The 18575-nt window shown below is 71.6% G+C and carries 14 protein-coding genes; 5 read left to right on the top strand and 9 right to left on the bottom strand.

The features are described from left to right. Window positions 1-14 precede the first annotated feature (14 nt). Window positions 15-1766 carry an ATP-binding protein gene (locus AB0G28_RS20995; RefSeq protein ID WP_361091114.1) on the bottom strand — a complete coding sequence of 584 codons (1752 nt, stop codon included), beginning with the start codon at window positions 1764-1766 and terminating at the stop codon, window positions 15-17. Window positions 1767-2429: 663 nt separating this feature from the next. Here AB0G28_RS20995 and AB0G28_RS20990 point away from each other — a divergent pair. The 3 genes from AB0G28_RS20990 to AB0G28_RS20980 all read left to right on the top strand — a co-directional run bounded on the left by AB0G28_RS20990 (window position 2430) and on the right by AB0G28_RS20980 (window position 4411). Next, complete coding sequence (locus tag AB0G28_RS20990) at window positions 2430-3107, top strand: HU family DNA-binding protein (RefSeq protein WP_093950764.1); 678 nt, start codon at window positions 2430-2432, stop codon at window positions 3105-3107. A gap of 504 nt (window positions 3108-3611) precedes the next feature. Continuing rightward, a complete protein-coding gene (locus tag AB0G28_RS20985; RefSeq protein WP_361091110.1) occupies window positions 3612-3806 on the top strand; it encodes a hypothetical protein in 195 nt (64 codons plus the stop codon). Between the two features lie 194 nt (window positions 3807-4000). Further along, window positions 4001-4411 (top strand): Lsr2 family protein, encoded by a 411-nt coding sequence (locus AB0G28_RS20980; protein ID WP_361091107.1) that lies wholly within the window; start codon window positions 4001-4003, stop codon window positions 4409-4411. Between the two features lie 163 nt (window positions 4412-4574). Here the strand turns inward: AB0G28_RS20980 and AB0G28_RS20975 are convergent, their stop codons facing one another. The 4 genes from AB0G28_RS20975 to AB0G28_RS20960 form a co-directional block, all read right to left on the bottom strand. Beyond that, on the bottom strand, window positions 4575-5174 hold the full coding sequence (locus tag AB0G28_RS20975) for a TetR/AcrR family transcriptional regulator (RefSeq protein ID WP_361091104.1): 600 nt from the start codon (window positions 5172-5174) through the stop codon (window positions 4575-4577). A 28-nt stretch (window positions 5175-5202) separates the two neighbouring features. After that, window positions 5203-6297, bottom strand: coding sequence for a hypothetical protein (locus AB0G28_RS20970; RefSeq protein WP_361091101.1), 1095 nt, complete (start codon window positions 6295-6297; stop codon window positions 5203-5205). Next, the gene (locus tag AB0G28_RS20965) at window positions 6294-7772 is read right to left on the bottom strand and encodes an FAD-dependent monooxygenase (RefSeq protein WP_361091098.1); all 1479 of its coding nucleotides are present in this window, start codon (window positions 7770-7772) and stop codon (window positions 6294-6296) included. The genes AB0G28_RS20970 and AB0G28_RS20965 overlap by 4 nt, the downstream gene beginning before the upstream one ends. Window positions 7773-7889: 117 nt before the next feature. Continuing rightward, window positions 7890-8243 carry a RidA family protein gene (locus AB0G28_RS20960; RefSeq protein ID WP_361091173.1) on the bottom strand — a complete coding sequence of 118 codons (354 nt, stop codon included), beginning with the start codon at window positions 8241-8243 and terminating at the stop codon, window positions 7890-7892. Between the two features lie 136 nt (window positions 8244-8379). On the opposite strand from AB0G28_RS20960, the gene AB0G28_RS20955 reads away from it, so the two are divergent. Then, window positions 8380-9354 carry a WYL domain-containing protein gene (locus AB0G28_RS20955; protein ID WP_361091095.1) on the top strand — a complete coding sequence of 325 codons (975 nt, stop codon included), beginning with the start codon at window positions 8380-8382 and terminating at the stop codon, window positions 9352-9354. 1 nt (window position 9355) lies between these two features. Here the strand turns inward: AB0G28_RS20955 and AB0G28_RS20950 are convergent, their stop codons facing one another. From AB0G28_RS20950 to AB0G28_RS20935, 4 genes are all read right to left on the bottom strand, one after another. Then, a complete protein-coding gene (locus AB0G28_RS20950; protein WP_361091092.1) occupies window positions 9356-11371 on the bottom strand; it encodes a hypothetical protein in 2016 nt (671 codons plus the stop codon). Between the two features lie 2 nt (window positions 11372-11373). Then, complete coding sequence (locus AB0G28_RS20945) at window positions 11374-13386, bottom strand: hypothetical protein (RefSeq protein ID WP_361091089.1); 2013 nt, start codon at window positions 13384-13386, stop codon at window positions 11374-11376. Between the two features lie 26 nt (window positions 13387-13412). After that, window positions 13413-14336, bottom strand: coding sequence for a glycoside hydrolase domain-containing protein (locus AB0G28_RS20940; protein ID WP_361091086.1), 924 nt, complete (start codon window positions 14334-14336; stop codon window positions 13413-13415). A 166-nt stretch (window positions 14337-14502) separates the two neighbouring features. Next, on the bottom strand, window positions 14503-15192 hold the full coding sequence (locus AB0G28_RS20935) for a chorismate-binding protein (RefSeq protein ID WP_361091169.1): 690 nt from the start codon (window positions 15190-15192) through the stop codon (window positions 14503-14505). A gap of 553 nt (window positions 15193-15745) precedes the next feature. On the opposite strand from AB0G28_RS20935, the gene AB0G28_RS20930 reads away from it, so the two are divergent. Beyond that, entirely contained in the window at window positions 15746-18568 is a 2823-nt protein-coding gene (locus tag AB0G28_RS20930; protein ID WP_361091083.1) for a BTAD domain-containing putative transcriptional regulator, read from the top strand. Window positions 18569-18575 lie beyond the last annotated feature (7 nt).

The raw sequence follows: 18575 nt of genomic DNA, 5'->3' as shown, positions 1-18575 counted from the left end.
GGGCGAAGGCGGGCTCAGAACGGAGGCGGGTCGTCGTCGAACGGATCGGCACCGCGCGTGGGCAGGCCGGCGAAGGGATCGGCCTTCTTCGCCGTAGACGACCCTGTCGTGGCCGCCGGGATGGCGCCGGCCTCGGAAAGCCGCGTGGCCCAGGCCGGGAACGGGAAGCCGACGGCGATCGGCACCGGGATCTCCGGCTGGCTCACGAACATCGTGCCCGGCGTGGCGAGCGTCGCGCGGACCCGCTGGCTCTGCGGCAGGAAGCCGTACTCGGGGCGCGAGGCCTCCGCGGCGTCGAGGCGGCCGACGATGCGGACCGAGCTGTTGCTTACGATCCGGCGCTCGACCTCGCTGGCGGTCTGCTGCGCGCCGATCAGGATGACGCCGAGGGAGCGGCCGCGCTCGGCGATGTCCAGCAGCACCTCCTTGATGGGGCTGCTGCCTTCGCGCGGCGCGTACTTGTTCAGCTCGTCCAGCATGGTGAACAGCAGCCCGCCGGGACCCGCGGCTTCCTTGCGCGCGGTCTCCGCGGCGAGCGTGACGCCGACGACGAACCGCTGCGCCCGTTCGACGAGGTTGTGGATGTCCACGACGGTCACCTGCTGGTTCTCCGTGGACAACTGGCGCGCCGGGTGGTCGGCGAGGTCGCCGCGGATGAGCCCGGAGAGCGCGCGCTGGCTGGACCGCAGCCGGCGGATGAACGCGTTGACCGTGCCCGCGCCGGTGACCGCACCCGCCCAGCTCGCGCGGGTTTCCTCGTCGGTGACGCGGTCGCAGATGACGTCGATCAGCTCGGCGTAGGTGCGGCACAGGACGCCGTCGACGGTGGCGGAGCCGTCCTTGCCCGCCGGGACGCTGTCCTGCCGCAGGCGGTTCGCGACCTGGTGGATGACCATCGTGTACTGGTTGCGCTCGTCCTCGGCGTCGGCGAAGACGTACGGCAGCAGGTCCTTGGCGCAGAACTCGGCGATGGTCCACCAGAACGCGCCGACCCCCGAGGTCCGCCCGGTGACGTAAGGCTTCCCCGTGGTGTCCGACGGCGTCGGCGGCGCGTAGAAGCCGACGGAGGCGAAGGGCTCCGCGGGCAGCCCCAGCTTGAGGTACTCGTCCCTGAGCTTCTCGTCGAGGTGGACGTTGGGCGTGTCGAGGAACAGCAGGTCCTCGCCCTTGACCGAGAAGACGAGGGCCTTGGCGTTGTGGGCGTTCGGCAGGGCGCCGCCGCGGAAGATCGAGTGCAGCAGGAACAACGCGAACGACGTCTTCGTGGCCACGCCGGAGACGCCGCTGATGCTGACGTGCGCGCCGCGGGTGCCGTCGAGGAAGTCCATGTTGAGGTAGACGGGTTCGCCGTCCCGGCCCAGGCCGACCGCCACCTGGCGGGTCATGTTGTCGAAGTACAGTGCCTGCGCGCGATCCTCTCCCACCGCACGGGACACGACCGACCCCGGCCGCGGCGGCACGTAGCATTCGGGCTCGACGCGGGTGGTGGCGATCTCGGCGATCTCCTGCACCTGCGCGGGCAGGACCCCGTCGGAGATCAGGAAGACGTCGCTGCCGAAGCTGGCCCCTTCGTGCCGCGCGCTCACCTGCGTCACGACGCCGTAGGAGGTGACTTCGCCGAGCCCGGGCAGTTCCCGCCGGGTCACGACGACGTCGTCGAGCTGCAGATAGGCGTCCGGGTCGATGGCCACGCAGAACTGCAACGGCGTCGAGTCCTCGGTGCCTGCCACCCGTCCGACCACGGTGGTGAGCGTCTCCTGGTCCACGGTTCTCCCTGTCACACCCGGCGCTTCCTCTGGGCCTGCTCCGAGCGGCAGACTAGCCCGCCGGACCGACAGTCCCGCGCCCAACACGGCGTTGTGGCTGCTGTGACGCCCGGGGTTTCGGCGGGGCCCGGCTGCGCCGAACGAGTGAGTTCACCCTTCGGGGAAGATCTTTCCGGCCCCGCAGGCAATCCGGTGGACTCCCCGCGGCGGGCACACCGGTTGCGCCGCAACGCCGGTCCGGCCGCGCCGGGCTCGCCGCCGTCCGCTTCCGCCTGGCTCCACGGCGAAGCGGCGCCGGCGGGCCCTCCGGGCGGGCCGCGATCCTCCGCCGCCGCGCGGGATCGGGCCCGCTGTGGGCTCGGCCACCCGCTCCGACACCCCGGACCGGCGTGTCGGGCGAAAAGTTCTCCGGAGGGGCCTCGGGTCCTATATGGACGACCACTGTGGACGGCCCGGTCGGTGCGTTTTGCCTGCTCAGAGCCGTGCCGGGGATCCGGTTCACGTTCCCGCCGGCGCCCGGCCGGGGGCCCGCAGGGGGCGGAACCCGCCCCCGCACAAGGAAATATTTCGACCCCCAGTTGGATTTTGTGCGGTATTGGTAATACCGTGTGCAGTGTCGGCCGAGATGGGCCGTGACTAGTAGTTCCACTATGGAGGACTGGAATGACGAACAAGGCCCAGCTGATCGAGGCGCTGTCGGAGCGTCTGGGCGACAAGAAGGTGGCTTCGCAGGCTGTTGACGGTCTGGTCGACATCATCATCCGGACGGTCAACAAGGGCGAAAAGGTCAACATCACCGGCTTCGGGGTGTTCGAGAAGCGCGCCCGCGCCGCTCGCACCGCGCGCAACCCGCGCACCGGTGAGGCCGTGCGCGTGAAGAAGACCAACGTGCCCGCCTTCCGCGCCGGGACCACGTTCAAGGACGTCATCTCCGGCACCAAGAAGCTGCCCAAGGCCACCCCGGTCAAGCGCGCCACCGCGGCCACCACCAGCACGCGGGCGACGGCCACCAAGACCGCCGCCGCGGCGGCCCCGGCCAAGGCGACGACGACCCGCACCACGCGGGCCGCGGCCGCCAAGCCGGCCACCACGCGTTCGACGACCACGCGGACCCGCGCCACCGCGGCGAAGCCGGCCGCCAAGGCCACCACCGCCACCAAGGCGGCCCCGAAGGCGGCCGCGGCGAAGACCACGGCGGCCAAGGCCACCACGGCGAAGGCGACCACCACGCGGGCCAAGACCGCCGCCGCCAAGCCGGCCGCGACGAAGACCGCCGCCGCCAAGAAGCCGGCCGCCGCCAAGGCCCCGGCCAAGCGCACGTCGGCCGCCAAGAAGAAGTAACACCCGTTCCATCTCCCAGAAGGGCCCCGCACCAGCCTGGTGCGGGGCCCTTCGGCATTCCGGGGCCTGCCCCCGGTCCGGCGGCAGGGGCCGGCGCCGGCGTGGAGCCGTGCGTCCCAAGCGCCCCAATGTGGCGTTGGGTGCGTTGGACGCACCGAACGCCACATTGGGTGCGTTGGACGCAACCAACGCCACATTGGGGCGCATCTCGGGCCGCCGTCAGCGCCCCGGATGTGCGACACCAGGCCCCCGGCACGCGGCCTCATCAACGTTCTACGGCCGTTCCCGGCCCGAGTCGACCGGGAACACGCTTGAACGCCGTTCTCGGCTCCTCGGCGGGCAGGGGACCCCGGAACCGGTCCCGGAAGAATTCCCCCGCCGCTCCCCGACGGCCCATTCCGGCGCCCACTCATTGGGGTGAACACCGCCGACGGTTGCGTTCCCGCCTTCCGGGGTAGCCGTTCCTGTGAGAAAGCTGTGTGACGACCTCGGCAAGGAGTGGCGATGACCGCGAGCGAAAACTCCCCGGAAGGCCCCGAAGCGGAACTCGCCCGGAGCCGGCAGCAGATCAAGGAGGCGAAAGAGGCCGCGCAGGACGCCGATCTGCGCGATCCCGTCGAAGGCGAAGACGGCGAAGTGCCGGTCACGGATCCGCCCTACCACCACGGCGAGCAGGGCTCCACGCCGTCGGGAACCTGAGGCGCGTTTACGCCTATTACCCCCGGGCGGCCGGTCCTTTCCGGACCATCCGGGCCACCGGCCGTTCCGCGAGACCGGTGGGAAATTGCCGTACCTATCCTCGGGTGGATACACTCCACCGAAGAACGCCGACCATTGTGCAACTTGTCACACGTCGCGTTCCCCGGACGCACATCCAACTGAGGAGCATTCACGTGGCCCAGAAAGTCCTCGTCGAGATCCTGGACGACATCGACGGCAGCACCGCCGCCCAGACCGTTCAGTTCGGTCTCGACGGCGTCACCTACGAAATCGACCTGTCGGACGAGAACGCCACCGCCCTGCGCGACGAACTGGCCCGCTACATCGCGGCCGGCCGTCGCATCGGTGGCCGGAAGGTCCGGGTCGCGACCGGGCAGTCCACCACGACCAGCACCACCGACCGCGAGCGCAACCAGCAGATCCGTGCCTGGGCCAACGCGAACGGCTACGAGGTCTCCGAGCGGGGACGCCTTTCCTCCGAGGTGATCGCCGCCTACGAGGCGGCCCAGGTCGAGGAAGCCGAAGCGCCCGCCGCCCCGCGCAAGCGTGCCCCGCGCAAGAAGGTCGCCGCCGCGAAGAAGTAACGCGATGGCCGGGAGATCGCTGGGGGAAGATCACGGCAGCCGACCCGTTGGCGGCCAGGGCTGAACACCCTCGCCGCCAACGGAGGCCGTGCCCGGCATCACCACCGCCGTCGGCTCCGCGAAGTTCGCGAAGTTTTCCGCAGGATTTCCGCGCGCGGCGGAATCACCCGCGCAGGGCCGGTCCGATCCACCGGCGGACCAGCGCCCGCAGCCCGTCGTCGGTGAGTGCCGGTGCCGACGGGTACTGCAGGAAAGACATGAAGAGCCGCATCAGGACTTCGGCGAGCCCCCGCAGGTCGTCCTCGGTTTCGATCCCCGCACCCGCCCAGTCGACCGGCACGTTGCGGAGGATCCGCGCGCCGAACGAAAACGCCAAGGGGGAAATGACCCCGTCGGTGAAGAAGTCGGCTTCGCCCGCCTGCAGCAGAAGCCCCAGGTGGGGCTCACCGGGGACAGTCCGGACGGCGTACACCACGGACTCGACCGCGGCCTCGGCGGCGCTGCCGAACCGGGCCAGGTGGCGTTCCATCCGCCCGGCGAACTCTTCGACCCCGGCCAGGGCGACCGCGCGGAGGATGTCTTTGAGGCTCGGGAAGTAGCGGTAGACGGTCTGCCGGGTCACGCCGGCCTCGGCGGCGACGTCGGACAGGCTGGTCTTGGCCAGGCCGACGCGGTCGAGGCACGCCGTCGCCGCTTCGACGATCCGGCGGCGTGCCTCGTCTTCCGTGCCGGGCGGGTTGCCCTGCCATCCGTGGTGCCCCATGCACTCCATCTTCCCCGAGCACGGCCGTTCAGGCCGGAGCAGGGGCCTTGGCGTGCGCCTCGCGGTACAGCGCGACCAGCAGCAGCCCGGCCCCGGCGAAGCAGGCGAGCGCGTAGAGCCCGCTCCCGATCGGGGTGCCCTCATCGGTGACGCCGTCGTGAGCGGCGAAGTACGCCGGGAGGGCGCCGATCCAGAACACCGCCATCCCCCCGAGGTAGCCGGCCGGGTAGAAGCGGGCGAAGGCGGACAACGGTTCGGCCGGCCCGCGGTCCGGGGACCGCAGGTGCGAGCCGACGATCCCGGCGCCGGCCAGCCAGACCAGACCCAGTTCGACGCCGAGGATCCAGGCCCGCGCGGTGGTGTTCGTGCCGGCCAGGCTCGACGGGATGCCGGCGACCGCCATGGCCGGCGGGGTGAGGACGCCGGCCGCCGAGGTGCGCCACACCAGCGGCCACCCGCGACGCGGACCACCGCCGGTCAGGCGCACGACCAGATACGTCATGGCCGCCAGGGAAACGGACGCGAACAGCAGCATGCTCGTCATCGGCACCGACGCCAGCGCGGGATGGTTGACGACGTCGTTGCCCGGGTTCCAGGCCCACCACTTCAGCTGCGGGCCGAGCTGGTCGAAGACCTCGTAGAACACCTGGCAGGCAAAGGCGACGGCGACCGAGCCGGCCAGGGCGCCGCGACGCCGGAAGATCCCCAACGACCGGACGAGCTCGTAGGCGAGCTGGCTGAACGCCGGGTAGAACGCCACGATGTAGAGCGGCAGCCGGTCCCCCATGAACTGCACGGTGAACCGGTTGTGGGCGAAGATGAAGCCGTACAGCCGGTCGAGGCCGAACCACTCCGGGAAGTACAGCGGCGGTTCGGTGACGAACAGGTAGACCAGCGAGGCGAACCACAGCGCCAGGTTGACCGGGTCGCCCGCGCGGTGCCGCCGCACCGCGTGCACCAGCGCGAAAACCGCGCCGCCGACGACGAGCACCTCCAGCAGCGGCATCGTCCAGTGGGCGAGGGCCCACGGCGGGCGGACGGACACCACCGGCGCGACGTCGTGGCAGTCGAAGCCGAGGCCGCGGGTGACGGCGTCGGCCTCCGGCCCGCACCCGGCGCTCACCGCGCGGCCGCCGTCGTCGCGGTGCTTTCGCGGGCGCCGGGCGAGTAGTCCGTGGCCGGCGGTTCGGCCTGCGGGTCGAATCCGAAGGGGACGCGGTGCCTGCCCAGTGCCGCCCGGACGCGGTAGCGCACGAGCCCGGCGAGCACGCGCGGGTTGCGCATCATCTCCCCCAGCGACTCGTCGAGGTTGAACACCTTGGCGAAGTGCTCGTCGACCACGTCGTACTCGCGGGCGGCCCCCACGATGAGGCTGAACGCCGGAGCGGACACGGCCGCGACGATCCGCCGCCGCCACTCCGGCAGCTGCTCGGTGCCCACCGCGCACGCGTAACCCTGGTCCCTGGCCATCGCCAAGCGCCACGGCACGCGGAGCAGCTTGCGCTGCGCGGCGAGGAACCGCGCGGAGAACCCCGGGTCGAGCCGCCCGGCGCGGGCGAGGTGGTCGCGCAGCAACAGGGCCGACGCCGCGGCCGAGCTGATCCCCTGGGCGTAGAACGGGTTGAACGCGCAGATCGAGTCGCCGACGAACACCAAGCCGGCCGGCGGGGTGCGGAGGCGGTCGTAGCGCCGCCACTTGTTGCCGGTCGAGCGGGTCAGGTGGACTTCCGAGACGGGCTCGCACCGGTCCATCGCGGCGGCGAACAACGGCGTCCGCACCCGGCGCGCGGTTTCCACGAAGGTGTCGGGAGTCCGAGGCATTTCCAGGCCCCACGAACCCATGCAGGCGATGACGCGGTTGCCTTCGATCGGGAAGAAGTTGACCAGGAACTCGTGCTCGGCGGGGTGTTCGCCCTTGTCCGGGGTCGGCATGATCACCAGGTGCCGCCACCACCAGGACGCGGGCCGCCGCGCCGGCAGCTCGTACCAGCGCGAGGTGTAGGTCACCTTGGCGTCGAGGGTCTGGACTTCCGGCCGGGGCCAGCCCGCCGCCGCCAGCCAGTCGCCCACCGAGGAACCACGGCCCAGCGCGTCCACCACGAAGTCGGCGTCGACGTGCTCGTCGCCGGTGGCGGCGGTGAAGTCGACCCCGGTGACGCCGCCGTCCCGCGTGGTCAGACCGGTGACCGTGACTCCCTCGCGGACGACGACGTTGGCCAGCTCCCGCACCTTGTCGCGCAACACCCGCTCGATGAGGATCCGGGAGCCGTAGACCATGGTCATCGACCCGCGCTTGCGGGCCGACCACCCCTCGCCGTCGAGGTAGGCGGCGTCCATGGACGGCATCAGGTGCAGCCCGCCGGCGGCGATGAGGTCGTCCTCGAAGCCGGGGAAGAGCGCGCCGATCGCCCGCCGTCCCGAGTTCAGCAGGAAGTGCGGGTGCTTGCTCTGCGGCACGCCGCGGCGGTGTTCGGCACCGGCCGGGAGCTCGTCGCGTTCCAGGACCAGCACCCGGTCGAAGTGCCCGGCGAGCGCCCCGGCGGCGCACAGACCGGCGGCACTGCCCCCGAGGACGACGGCGGTCTTGCCGAGCCGCATGCGGACCAACTCCCCACGTCATTCATACAACCGGACATCGAATGTATGAATGACAAGGACCGTGTGTCAAGGCCCGGCCGCCCCCGGGAGCAGCGATGTCCACAGTGGATGGTCGCCTCAGGCGACGGCGGTGCCCTCCAGCTCGACCAGCTGGCCGGGGATCGCCAGCCGGGTCACCCCGAGCATCGTCGTGGCCGGTGCCACCCCGGCGGCGCCCAGCCGCGCCGCCAGCACGCCGTAGTGCGGGAACAGCAGGTCGACGTCGGTGGTGTAGACGTTCAGCCGGACGAGGTTCGCCAGCGACATGCCGGCCTCGGCGAGCACGGCCTCCAGGTTGTCGAGGCTCAGCGCCAGCTGCGCGGCCAGGTCGCCGTCGTGCTCCGGCTTGCCCTCGCCGTTCATCGCGGTCTGCCCCGAGCAGTACAGGGTCCGGGTGTGCCCGGAAACGAGCTCGCCCTGGTTGAACCCCATCCCCAGTGACCACGTCACCGGGTTGACCGCGGTTCGTTCGACTGCCACTTCAGCTCCATTCGGATCATCGGATACCCGCGGGAAGCCTCTCGGCGAATCACGACATCCTGTGTCGTGATTTCGCTAGGGTTTCCGCATGCGCGCCGACCGGCTGGTTTCGCTGGTGCTCCTGCTGCGCCGGCGCGGCCGGCTGACCGCGGACGCGCTGGCCCGCGAGCTGGAGGTGTCCACCCGGACGGTGCTCCGCGACATCGAGGCGCTGTCCGCGGCGGGTGTCCCGGTCTACGCCGAACGCGGCCGGCACGGCGGTTTCGCGTTGCTGCCCGGGTTCCGGACCGAGCTCACCGGGCTGAACCACGACGAGGCCCTGGCCTTGCTGACCACCGGATCGGGACGCGAGCAGGTGTTCGGCCTCGGCCCGGCGCTCGCCTCGGCGATGCGCAAGGTGGTCGACGCGTTGCCCGAAAGCCACCGGGTCACCGCGAACGACGCGGCCCAGCGGTTCCTCGTCGAGCCGGAGACGGACCTGCTCTCCCGCCGGGCGGTCACCGAACAACTACCCGGCGGGACGATGCTCACGGTCCGGCGCGCGGTGCTCGCCGGGCACAAGCTCCGCATCCACTACGCCGCCACGGACTCCGAACCCCGGTGGCGCACGGTGGACCCGATCGGCCTGGTGACCGTCCGCGAACGGACGTACCTGCTGGCCACGCGATCCGGTGAGGACCGCACCTACCGGCTTTCGCGGGTGCTGGCCGCCGAAGACCTCCCCGAGCCGGCCGAGCGGCCGAACCGGGTGGACCTGGCCCGGATCTGGCGCGAGCGCTGTGCGCGGTTCCTCGCCGACGGCCACCTCGCCGTGCTCGTCCTGGTCCACCCGGCCCGGCGGGAGGACCTGCTGAACACCGCGGTGGCGGTCCGCGCCGAGGAACCGGAGGCGGACGGCCGGCTGCGGCTGGAAGTGACGTTCCAGGATTCGCGGCACGCCGAGTGGGCGCTGTGGCAGCTCGGCACGGACGCGGAAGCCCTGGCGCCGACGTCGTTGCGCACCGCCCTGCGCGACCGCGCCGCCGCGATCGCCGACCGCTACGGGGATCCGCGCCCGGCGTGAGTCATCCGGGCAAGCCGAGCTCGCCCCTGGTCAGGACGCGGATCGGGTGCTCACCGAAGTCGTGGGTGAGGCTCACCCGGCGATCGGCGGTCCCGGGTTCCGAGCTGACCAGGGTGATCGCGAGCGCCGCGGCCACCTCGGTCAGGCCGTAGAGGATCGGGATGTCGACCTGGGTGCTCGCCGCCTGGGCGCCCGGGGCGAGGTGCAGGACCGGGACGGCCAGGTCGGGCAGCCCGGTCAGCGTGACGGCCACGGCGATCTCCTTGAGCTTCGCCCTGGCGAAGTCCACGCCGGTCGCGTTGAGCCCGATCACGTGGTGGGCGGCCTGCACGGTCTCGGTGTTGACCGTCACGTAGTCGGTCAGCGCGCCCGGTGGGAGCGGGTTCGGCACCGCCAGCGTGCGCCGGACGAAGATCGCGTCGGTGTCCGGCGGCGGAGCCAGCTTGGCGGTCTCCCCCGGTGCCAGGACGGTGTCCAGCGCGGTCGTCGTGAGCACGCCGCCGGTGCGCGCGGCGAACCCGGTCAGGCGGAGACCGGTCCTGGGCATCGCGTTGCGGACGACCGGTGCCGCGGGGTCGGTCACGTCGACCGCGATGTCGCCGTCGGATCCCGCGGTGGTGCGCAGGTTCAGCACCACCGTCGCCGGGATCGTCTCCTCGTGGGCCTCGTCGAGCCGCAGCGCGAACCGCCCCACCAGCGGCTCGGTGACCGGGCTGCACAATTGCTTCAGGACCAGGTTGGCCTTGACGATGGCCGGGAGGCCGTCGCCGCCGTCGCCGATGGACGCGGTCAGCGCGAAGGTCTGCGGCGCGACCCCGCCGGTGAAGACGACGTGGTCCACCAGCGGCGAAGAGAACGCCAGCGGGCTTCGAGTGTCCACAAGGGACGGCATGGTCAGGTAGGTCCACCGGCCGCGGACCAGCGGTGCGGCCGCCAGGTCGGCCCGCAGCCGTTCCAGGTCGACCGGGTCGACCACCGGGCCGAGGTCGAACGACAGCTGGAACGTGCAGCCGCCGCTCGCCCCCGCGTCCAGCACGGCGTCGCACTCCTGGGCGCACCCGTCGCGGCCGCGGATCGTGCCGTACGCCGCCGGAACGGCCAAGGCCGTGCCGCTGACCGAGCCGAGGTAGAGCGCCCGGAACGAGGGGTACTTCGAGGCGATGTCGCCGAGCGCGGTCACCTCGAAGTACTCCGACTGGCGGACGTCGAAGTTCTTCAGCTGGGCCGCGCTGGTGATCGTCGCCGTGGCGCCGCCCGCCGTGACGGTGTAGCGCGGGGTGTAGGACGGCGACGCGTACTTCAGCCCGATCGCGAACGTCGTCCGGTTGCCGTTGAGCAGGCTCGGCTGCGCGCCGACCCCCGGGTCGTCCGCGGCGAGCGCGGGCGGGACGAGGTAGTCGACGTGTGTGCGGCCCTTGCCGGGCAGGCCGGGGTAGGCGCAGTCGAGCTCGACGCTGATGTCGCCGGTGGCGGTCAGCGCCGTGTAGGCGAGGATGACGGTACTGCCGAGCAGGCCTTTGACCGTGACGACGAGACCGTCGCCGGAGGTCGTGACCTGCCCTGGGAACGTCAGTGCCTGGAGGTTTCCGCCGGAGTCGCGGTAGGGCAGGGAAAGCACGGCCGCGGCACTGCTGAGCGGCAGGTCCCGGTAGGTCGGGTCGGGCTCGCGGACACCACCGCCCGGATCGCCGCCGTCGGACACGGCCGCCAGCATCGCCTCGCCGCCCGACGGCGTGGGCAGTTTCCGCAGGGACAGCGTGAGTTCGGCGGTCGCGAACGGGTTGCCCTGCGCGTCGGCGTCGTCCTGGTGGGCGGTGAAGGCGAAGGCCGTGTCGGGGTCGGTGGCGAGCACGTATTCGGGCACCCACCAGATGATCGCGGCGTCACTCGGGTCCGGAATGGACGTTCCCGGCGGCAGCGTCCCGCTCGACGTGCCGGAGCCGGCGGTGATGCCCGCCGCCTCCAGCATCGTCGACGAGACCGTCACGCCGGTGGTCAGGCGGCCGGTCGTGGTCATGGTCAGCTCACCGGGTAGTTCTTGATGTAGGTGTTGATCACGTCGACCTTGTCCGACGGCGGCGCCGGCAGGACCAGCCGCAGCGGGTTGAGGCACTTGAGGCGGCCGCTGTTGAGCGGCACGGTGATCGGCGTGGTGGTGCCCCACACGACCGGCTCGTCGGTGAAGTTCGGGCCGGTCACCTCGACCTGCAGGCCGTAGCTGAACGACGTCTCGTTCACGTACTTGTCGGAGAAGATCTCCCAGAGCGCGACCTTCTGGTTCTGCTTGGTGATCGTGATCGTGTCCGTCCGGGCGCCGATCCGCGCGGTCACCGTGATGGTGATGTTGTCCTTCTGCAGGACCCGGTCGGGCAGGAACCGGACGAAGACGTACCCGACCTCGTCGGCCGTCAGCTTCGGCGCGTGCGCGGTCCCGGTCGTCACGATGGTGTAGACGCTGGTGCCGTCGGCGAGCTCGACCCGGGGGTCGTCGCCGTCGAAGACGATGGTCTTGGTCAGCTTCACCTGGTCCGCCGGCCAGTTCGGCAGGTCCTTGTCCAGGCGCAGGGCCGAGATGTTGACGATGTCGCGGGGGTTGTCCTTCGTCCACATCGCCAGCTGCGTCGGCCCCTTCTGCCCGGGCTGGCCGAGCAGGTAGTGCTGCCCCTGCGCCTGGGTGACCAGGTTCACCTGCCCGTTCTGCGCGGCCGAGTAGTCGGGGTAGCTGACCTCGAGCTGGACCGACTGGATCGGGTCCCGCAGATCGGTGCCGTCCGGCAGCTTCTCGCCGAAGTTGACCGCGCTCGCCCCGGCCACCTGGATCTTCTTGAAGTACTCGCCGATGTCGACGACGGCCAGGTAGCGCTCCAGGTGGGCCTTGACCGCGGGCCCGAGGTCGGTGAGATCGCCGGAGACGGTGTGGGTGGCCGACATCGTTCCCTTGAGGGAGATCTGCTGGTCGAACTTCAGCCCGCGGCGCTGGTAGGTCGACTTCAGCGATACCGAGGCACCGCCGAAGATGCTGCTGAACCAGCCGCGGTCACTGCCGAGGTTGGCCGGCGCCAGCTCGTTGGGCTTCCAGTCGAAGATCTCCTGCTTGACCAGGTTGAAGGCCGCCGTGCGCATGTCGTCGGCGTTCTTCATCAGCCACTGCTTGGCCTCGGGGCTCATGACGGCGTCGTTGCTCTCGATCTCGACCCGGATGCCGCCGCTGGTGATCAGGCTCGAATAGCTGTGTTCGAGCGTGGCGCTGAAGATGCCGCCGAAGATGCCGCCGCCGGCGGCGAAGGACACGGCGTCGTAGACCTTGTCCACGTCGACGTGCACGGTGACGGTGGCCTGGTTGACGTAGAAGATCTCGTGCAGGCTCGCGGTGACCAGGAAGGGCGGGTTGCCGTTCTTCAGGCCGCCGGCCACGATGCCCGCCGCGTATTCGTTCAGGGTCACCAGGAACGAGCTGAAGCCGTGTTCTTCGATGGACCCCTTGCCGCCGCCCTGCGCGTTGAAGTAGAGCGGTGCCTTCGCCTGGGTCTCGGTGTCGGGAAGCGGCACGTTGATCGTGACGGTGTTTTCGAGCACCGTGACCGGGCCCAGCAGCGGGTCCGGGTCGTTCGGGCCGTGGTCGAAGAAGAGCCCGGAGATCCGGGGCACCGGCGCGGAATGCTGCCCCTCCTTGAGCGCCTTCAGGGCGTTCGCGATGACGCTCTCGGAAATCCCGAGCGTCGTGGTGAAGGTGCAGAAACCACCGCCGATTTCCGTCTCGTCCTCGGTGCCGACGGTGGTCTCCGACGTCATCAGGCCCTTGAAGATCGTCATCCCGAAGTCGAAGTCCTCGGGAGCGGACGGCTTTTTCGCGAGCTGAATGCGCGCGGGCTGCCAGTAGTACTGCGCCGGCAGGCCCGCGGAACGGAGAGCGAGGTTGTTGGCGTCCGGGTAGATCTGCAGCGTCTGCGGGACGCCGTTTTCGTCGTTGGCGACGACGAGCACGAAGTCGGGGCCGAAAAGCGGGCCGGCGGCGGTGAGTGGAGCGGTCATGACGGATCCGTTTCTGGCTCGGGTGATCAGCTGAGGTAGGCGTATTCGTCGGACGGGGAGTTCGGCGCCGAGACGCCTCCCGGGCCGAAGACGGAGATTTCGACGTTCCCGGTCCCCGGCGGGGCGACGGCGGTGAGTTCTTCGTCGGACGCCACGACGAAGTCCGGCGAGCCGGTGTCGCCGAACCCGACGGCCGTCGCGTTCGTGAACCCGCTCCCGCGCACGGTGATCTGCTCCCCGCCCGCCTGGCCGCCGCTGTCCGGGCTGACCGACGCCACCTCGGGCACGGTCGCCGACGGCGGCGTGGTGAGCGACGACGGGTCACGGCTCAGGGCGCTGTCGAGGTCGATCGTCAGCGGCGCGCCGAAGTCGTCCTTCAGGGCGGTCCCGTTCGCGTCCCGCAGCACACTGCCTTGCAGCAGCTGCCACAGCGACGCGTCGGCGAAGCCGCACCCGGCCGGGTCGGGCTCGGGGTAGGGCGGCGTCGTCGCGGCCGGGGCGGAGTAGCGGCCGAGCCCGATCCCCCAGAGGAGCGCCCGGGAATCGAGGGCACGCACCTGGTCGGTGACCCGGGAAGCGGCGTTGCCGTAGACGCCGCCGGTGTAGCCGGCCGAGAACACCCCCTCCAGCCAGGCGCCGATGTAGTCCAGGTTCGCCTGGCTGACCGGGCCGCCGATCTCGACGTCGAGAAAGACGGCCGAGCCGGTTCCGAAGCCTTCGCCCGAAGCGAGCGCGACGGCGTTCTCGGCGTCGATGCCGCCTTGTGCGGACGTCAGGATCGTGCTGTTCCCCGTTCCCGCCGCGGGATCCTGCTGTCCGACGTAGACCGGAGCGAAGCCCCAGCCCATGTCCGCCAGCCGCGGCCGCGTGCCCATCCAGCCGAGGGGGTGGCCCTGCGACGGGGCCGGGGTCAGGTAGTAGCCCGTCCAGTAGAGATTCGTTTCGCTCATGAGTTTCTGCATGGTGACCGGACCCGGATAACGGGCGCGGTCCATTCCGGCGTAACCGGTCATGGTGGATTCCCTCTGCCGGAGAGCCGACCGGATCGGCTCCTGGGAAAAGGAAACCCAAGATCACCCCCGGCGCGCTACCGGCCTTGGGGCGGGAAAGGCCGCCTCAAAGGGCACGCCGCCGGCCGGGAACGAGATAGGGTGCGACACTGCGCAGCTTTTCGCAGGTTTCTTCGTATTCCCGATCGGGCCGTGATTCGGCGATGATGCCCGCGCCCGCGCGCAGCCACCACCGCCCGTCCGTTTCGAACACCGCGCGCAGGACCAGGCCGGCGTCGAGAGCGCCGTCGCTGGACGCCGTCAGGACGACTCCCGCGTACAGCCCGCGGGGGCTCGGTTCGGTGCGGGCGATGTACTCGCGCGCCTCGGCCTTGGGAATGCCCGAAGCGGTGACCCCGGGGAAGACCGCTTCCAGGGCGTCCCAAGCGGTCTGGCCGCCGGAGAGCGTCCCGCTGACCCGCGACGCGAGGTGCTGCACGCTCCCCCGTTCCTCGACCGAAAGCAGTTCGTTCGCCACGACCGACGCCGGCACGCAGGCGTCGGCACCGAGCGCCCGGGTACCGGCCAGCGGCCGGGTCGAGACGACCCGGTCGGGGCCGGCTTCGAGGACGGTCTCGGGACAGAACCCCGCGGCGGCCGTCGTACCGGACCTGATGGGGAAGGAGCGGGCCGGCGTGTTGGCGGCCCGCCCGCGCAGGTAGGTGGCGGGGATGTCGACGGCCGCCGCCACCGGCACACACCGGGAAAGGATCACTTTCCGGAAAGCGCCGGCGCACGAGGCGGGCGTGGACGAGATCGAGCTCCGCCTCCGGCAGGGCGTCCTCGACCACGTCGTGCCGCAGCACGCGGACGCCCGCCCGCGTCAGGAGTTCCGGCTTCGCCTGACCGGGCGCGATGTCGGTGACGGTGACCCGCCCGCCGGCCCCGGCCATGTCCGACAGCCACAGTGCGATCGAGCCGCCGCCGGCGCCGATTTCCAGGCAGCTCCACCCGGTGGTGAGTCCGGTCTGCCGCAAGGACTTCTCGGTGGCCGCGTCGTAGCAGAATTCGAGGGCGGTGAAGCGGTCCGCGGTTTCGGCGGCTGCGTTGTCGAGCGCATAACTGCACATGGGCGATCCTTTTGTCGTCCGTCACTTCGGAACACACGGAACTGCCGCACAGCGGAAAGGCCCAACCAGGAGACCACCCGATCGCGCCGCGGTACTGCCTCTTCACCCGGCAGGACGCGACGAACCCCCACCCGGGCGTCGCCCACTCCGGTTGCCCGCCGGTTGCGCGATCATCGTCGTCCTGGGCGTATCCCGGGGTAACGGTTGAGCCCCGGGGCCGGGATCCGCGAGGCTGGACCGGTGGCAGCGGGGGGCGGCTCGGCGACGGTGGAGTTCCGGCTGCTCGGCCGCGTCGAAGCGCGGCTGGCCGGGGAACCGATCGACCTCGGTTACGCGCAACTGCGATCCGTGCTGGCGTTGCTGCTCGTCGAGGCGAACCACGTCGTGGCGGCCGACCGGCTGATCGACCGCGTGTGGAGCGACCGGCGCCTGCCGCGGCGGCCGCGCGGGGCGCTCCAGCACAGCGTCGCCCTGCTGCGCGCCGCGCTCGCGCCCGTGCCGGGTTTCTCGATCACCTGGCGGCACCCGGGTTACCAGCTCACCACCGACCCCGGCACCGTCGACCTGCACCGGTTCGACCGGCTGCTCGCGGACGCGCGGACGGCCGGTGACAGCCCGCGCGCCGCCGCGTTGCTCGACGAAGCACTTCGGTTGTGGCACGGCGAACCCTTCGCCGGCTCGGATGTCCCGTGGCTGGCCGAATTCCGGGCGACGCTCGTCCAGCGGCGCCGGGCCGCCGAGCTCGACCTCGCCGACATCCGGCTCCGCCAGGGAAAGCACGCCGAGCTGCTGCCCGGCCTGGCCGAGCGGGCCCGCGACGAACCCCTGGACGAACGGCTGGCCGGGCAGCTGATGCTCGCGCTCTACCGCACCGGCCGCGCGGCCGACGCCCTCGAGCACTACCGGCGCGTCCGCGAACGGCTGGCCGGCGAGCTCGGCACCGATCCGGGTCCCGCGCTGCGGCGCCTGCACCAGCGGATCCTCACCACGGACCCGGCGCTGGCCGTCGGGCGGAGCCCGGCCGTGCCCGTGCCGCGCCAGCTGCCCGCCGCCCCACGGTCGTTCACGGGCCGGGCCGCCGAGCTCGCCGACGTCACCGCCACGCTGACCGAGCCCGGGAGCGCGGGCGTGCCCCTGGTCGTCGTCAACGGTCCCGGCGGCATCGGCAAGACGTGGCTGGCGCTGCACTGGGCCCACGAGCACGCCGCGTCGTTCCCCGACGGGCAGCTGTACGTGAACCTGCGCGGCTTCGACCCCGGTGGCGAACCGGTGCCGCCGGCCACGGCGCTGCGGGGATTCCTCGACGCCCTCGGCGTCGCGGCCGAAGCCACGCCGCCGGAATGGGAGGCACAGCTCGGGCTGTACCGCAGTGTGCTCGCGGGCAAACGGATGCTGATCGTGCTCGACAACGCCCGCACCACCGGGCAGGTCGTGCCCCTCCTGCCGGGCAGCCCGGCGTGCGTGGTGCTCGTCACCAGCCGCCACCGGCTCGACGGCCTGGTCACCGCGCACGGTGCCCGGTCGCTCGCCCTCGACGTGCTGACCGGCGCGGAGGCGCGGCAGCTGCTGACCGGGCACCTCGGCCGGCACGGCGTCACCGCCGATCCCGGTGCCGTCGCCGAACTCCTCGGCCACTGCGCGGGCCTTCCCCTGGCGATCGGCATCGTGGCGGCCCGCGCCGGCCGGCACCCCGGGTTCCCGCTCGCCGCGCTGGCCGCCGAGTTGCGCGACGAAACCGGGCGGCTCGCCGCGCTGGACACCGCCGACGCCGACGTCAACCTGCGTGCCGTGCTCTCGTGGTCGTACCACGCCCTTTCCGGCGAAGCCGCCGCCGCGTTCGGCCTGCTGGGACTCGCCGCCGGACCGGACATCGGCGTGCCCGCGGCGGCCTGCCTGCTCGCGAAGCCGGCCGCCGGCACCCTGGGCCTCCTACGTGAGCTGGAACAGGCTTCCCTTGTGCAGCAACACGTTCCCGGCCGCTTCCGGATGCACGACCTGATCCGGCTGGACGCGGCGCAGCGCGCCGAAGCCGATCTTCCGGCCGCGGTCCGCACGGCCGCGCTGCGCCGGCTCACCGACTTCTACCTGCACACCGCGCACGCCGGGGACCGGCTGCTGCAGCCGCTGCTCCCGCCGATCCGGCTCGGCGAACCGCATCCGGGCTGCCAGGTCCTCGCGCTGGCCGACCAGCCGTCGGCGCTCGCCTGGTTCGCGGCCGAACAGCACAACCTGCTCGCCGTCCAGCGGCTGGCCGCGGCGCAGGGCCGGCCGGTCGTCCGGTGGCAGCTGGCTTGGCTGCAGACGACGTTCCTGTACCGGCAGGGGCGCTTCGAGGCCGCGCTCGCCGCGTGGAAGTCCGGGCAGGAAGCCGCGAACGAGCTCGACGACCCCGCCGTGCACACCGGCACCCACCAGCTCCTCGGGGCGATCTTCGCCGAGCTGGGGCGGCACGCCGAAGCCCGGCGCCACCTCGCGCTGGCCGAGCGGAGCGGTGATCTCGCCGGGCAGGCGTACACCCACCACGCGCTGGGCTGGTCGTGGTCGCTGCGCGGGGCGGACGACCGGGCGCTGGAGCACGCCGGCGAGGCACTGCGGCTCTACCGCGCCCTCGGCATGCCGGCCGGCGTAACGCGGGAGCTGACGGTGTCGGGCTGGTACTTGGCCCGGCTCGGCGACTTCACGGAAGCCCGCGTGAACACCGAGGCCGCGCTCGAGTCGGCGCGCCGGCACGGGTACCGCGAGGACGAAGGGCTGGCAACGGGAATCCTCGGCTTCATCACCCAGCACACCGGCCCGCCTCGGCACGCCCTCGCCCTCTACCGCGACGCCGTCGCCCTGCTGCGCGAGGTCGGCAACACCTACTACGAAGGCACCGTGCTGGATTTCACCGGAGCAACCCACCTCGCACTCGGCGAGACCGAGTGCGCGCGCCGGTCCTGGCAACGGGCGCTGGAGCTGTACCGGGTCCAGCAGCGCACGGCCGACGCGGACCGGGTCCGCCGTCACCTGGCCGGGCTCGAGCCCCGCGACCTGCGGCTCGTCGTGGGCCGGCCCACCGGCTGACCTGCGG

Origin of the sequence: Amycolatopsis sp. NPDC021455, assembly GCF_040640995.1 — a bacterium.
In the GTDB taxonomy this organism is placed as follows: Bacteria; Actinomycetota; Actinomycetes; order Mycobacteriales; family Pseudonocardiaceae; genus Amycolatopsis.
The sequence above is the reverse complement of the archived record's forward strand: the minus strand, read 5'-3'. Positions and strand labels throughout refer to the sequence as shown.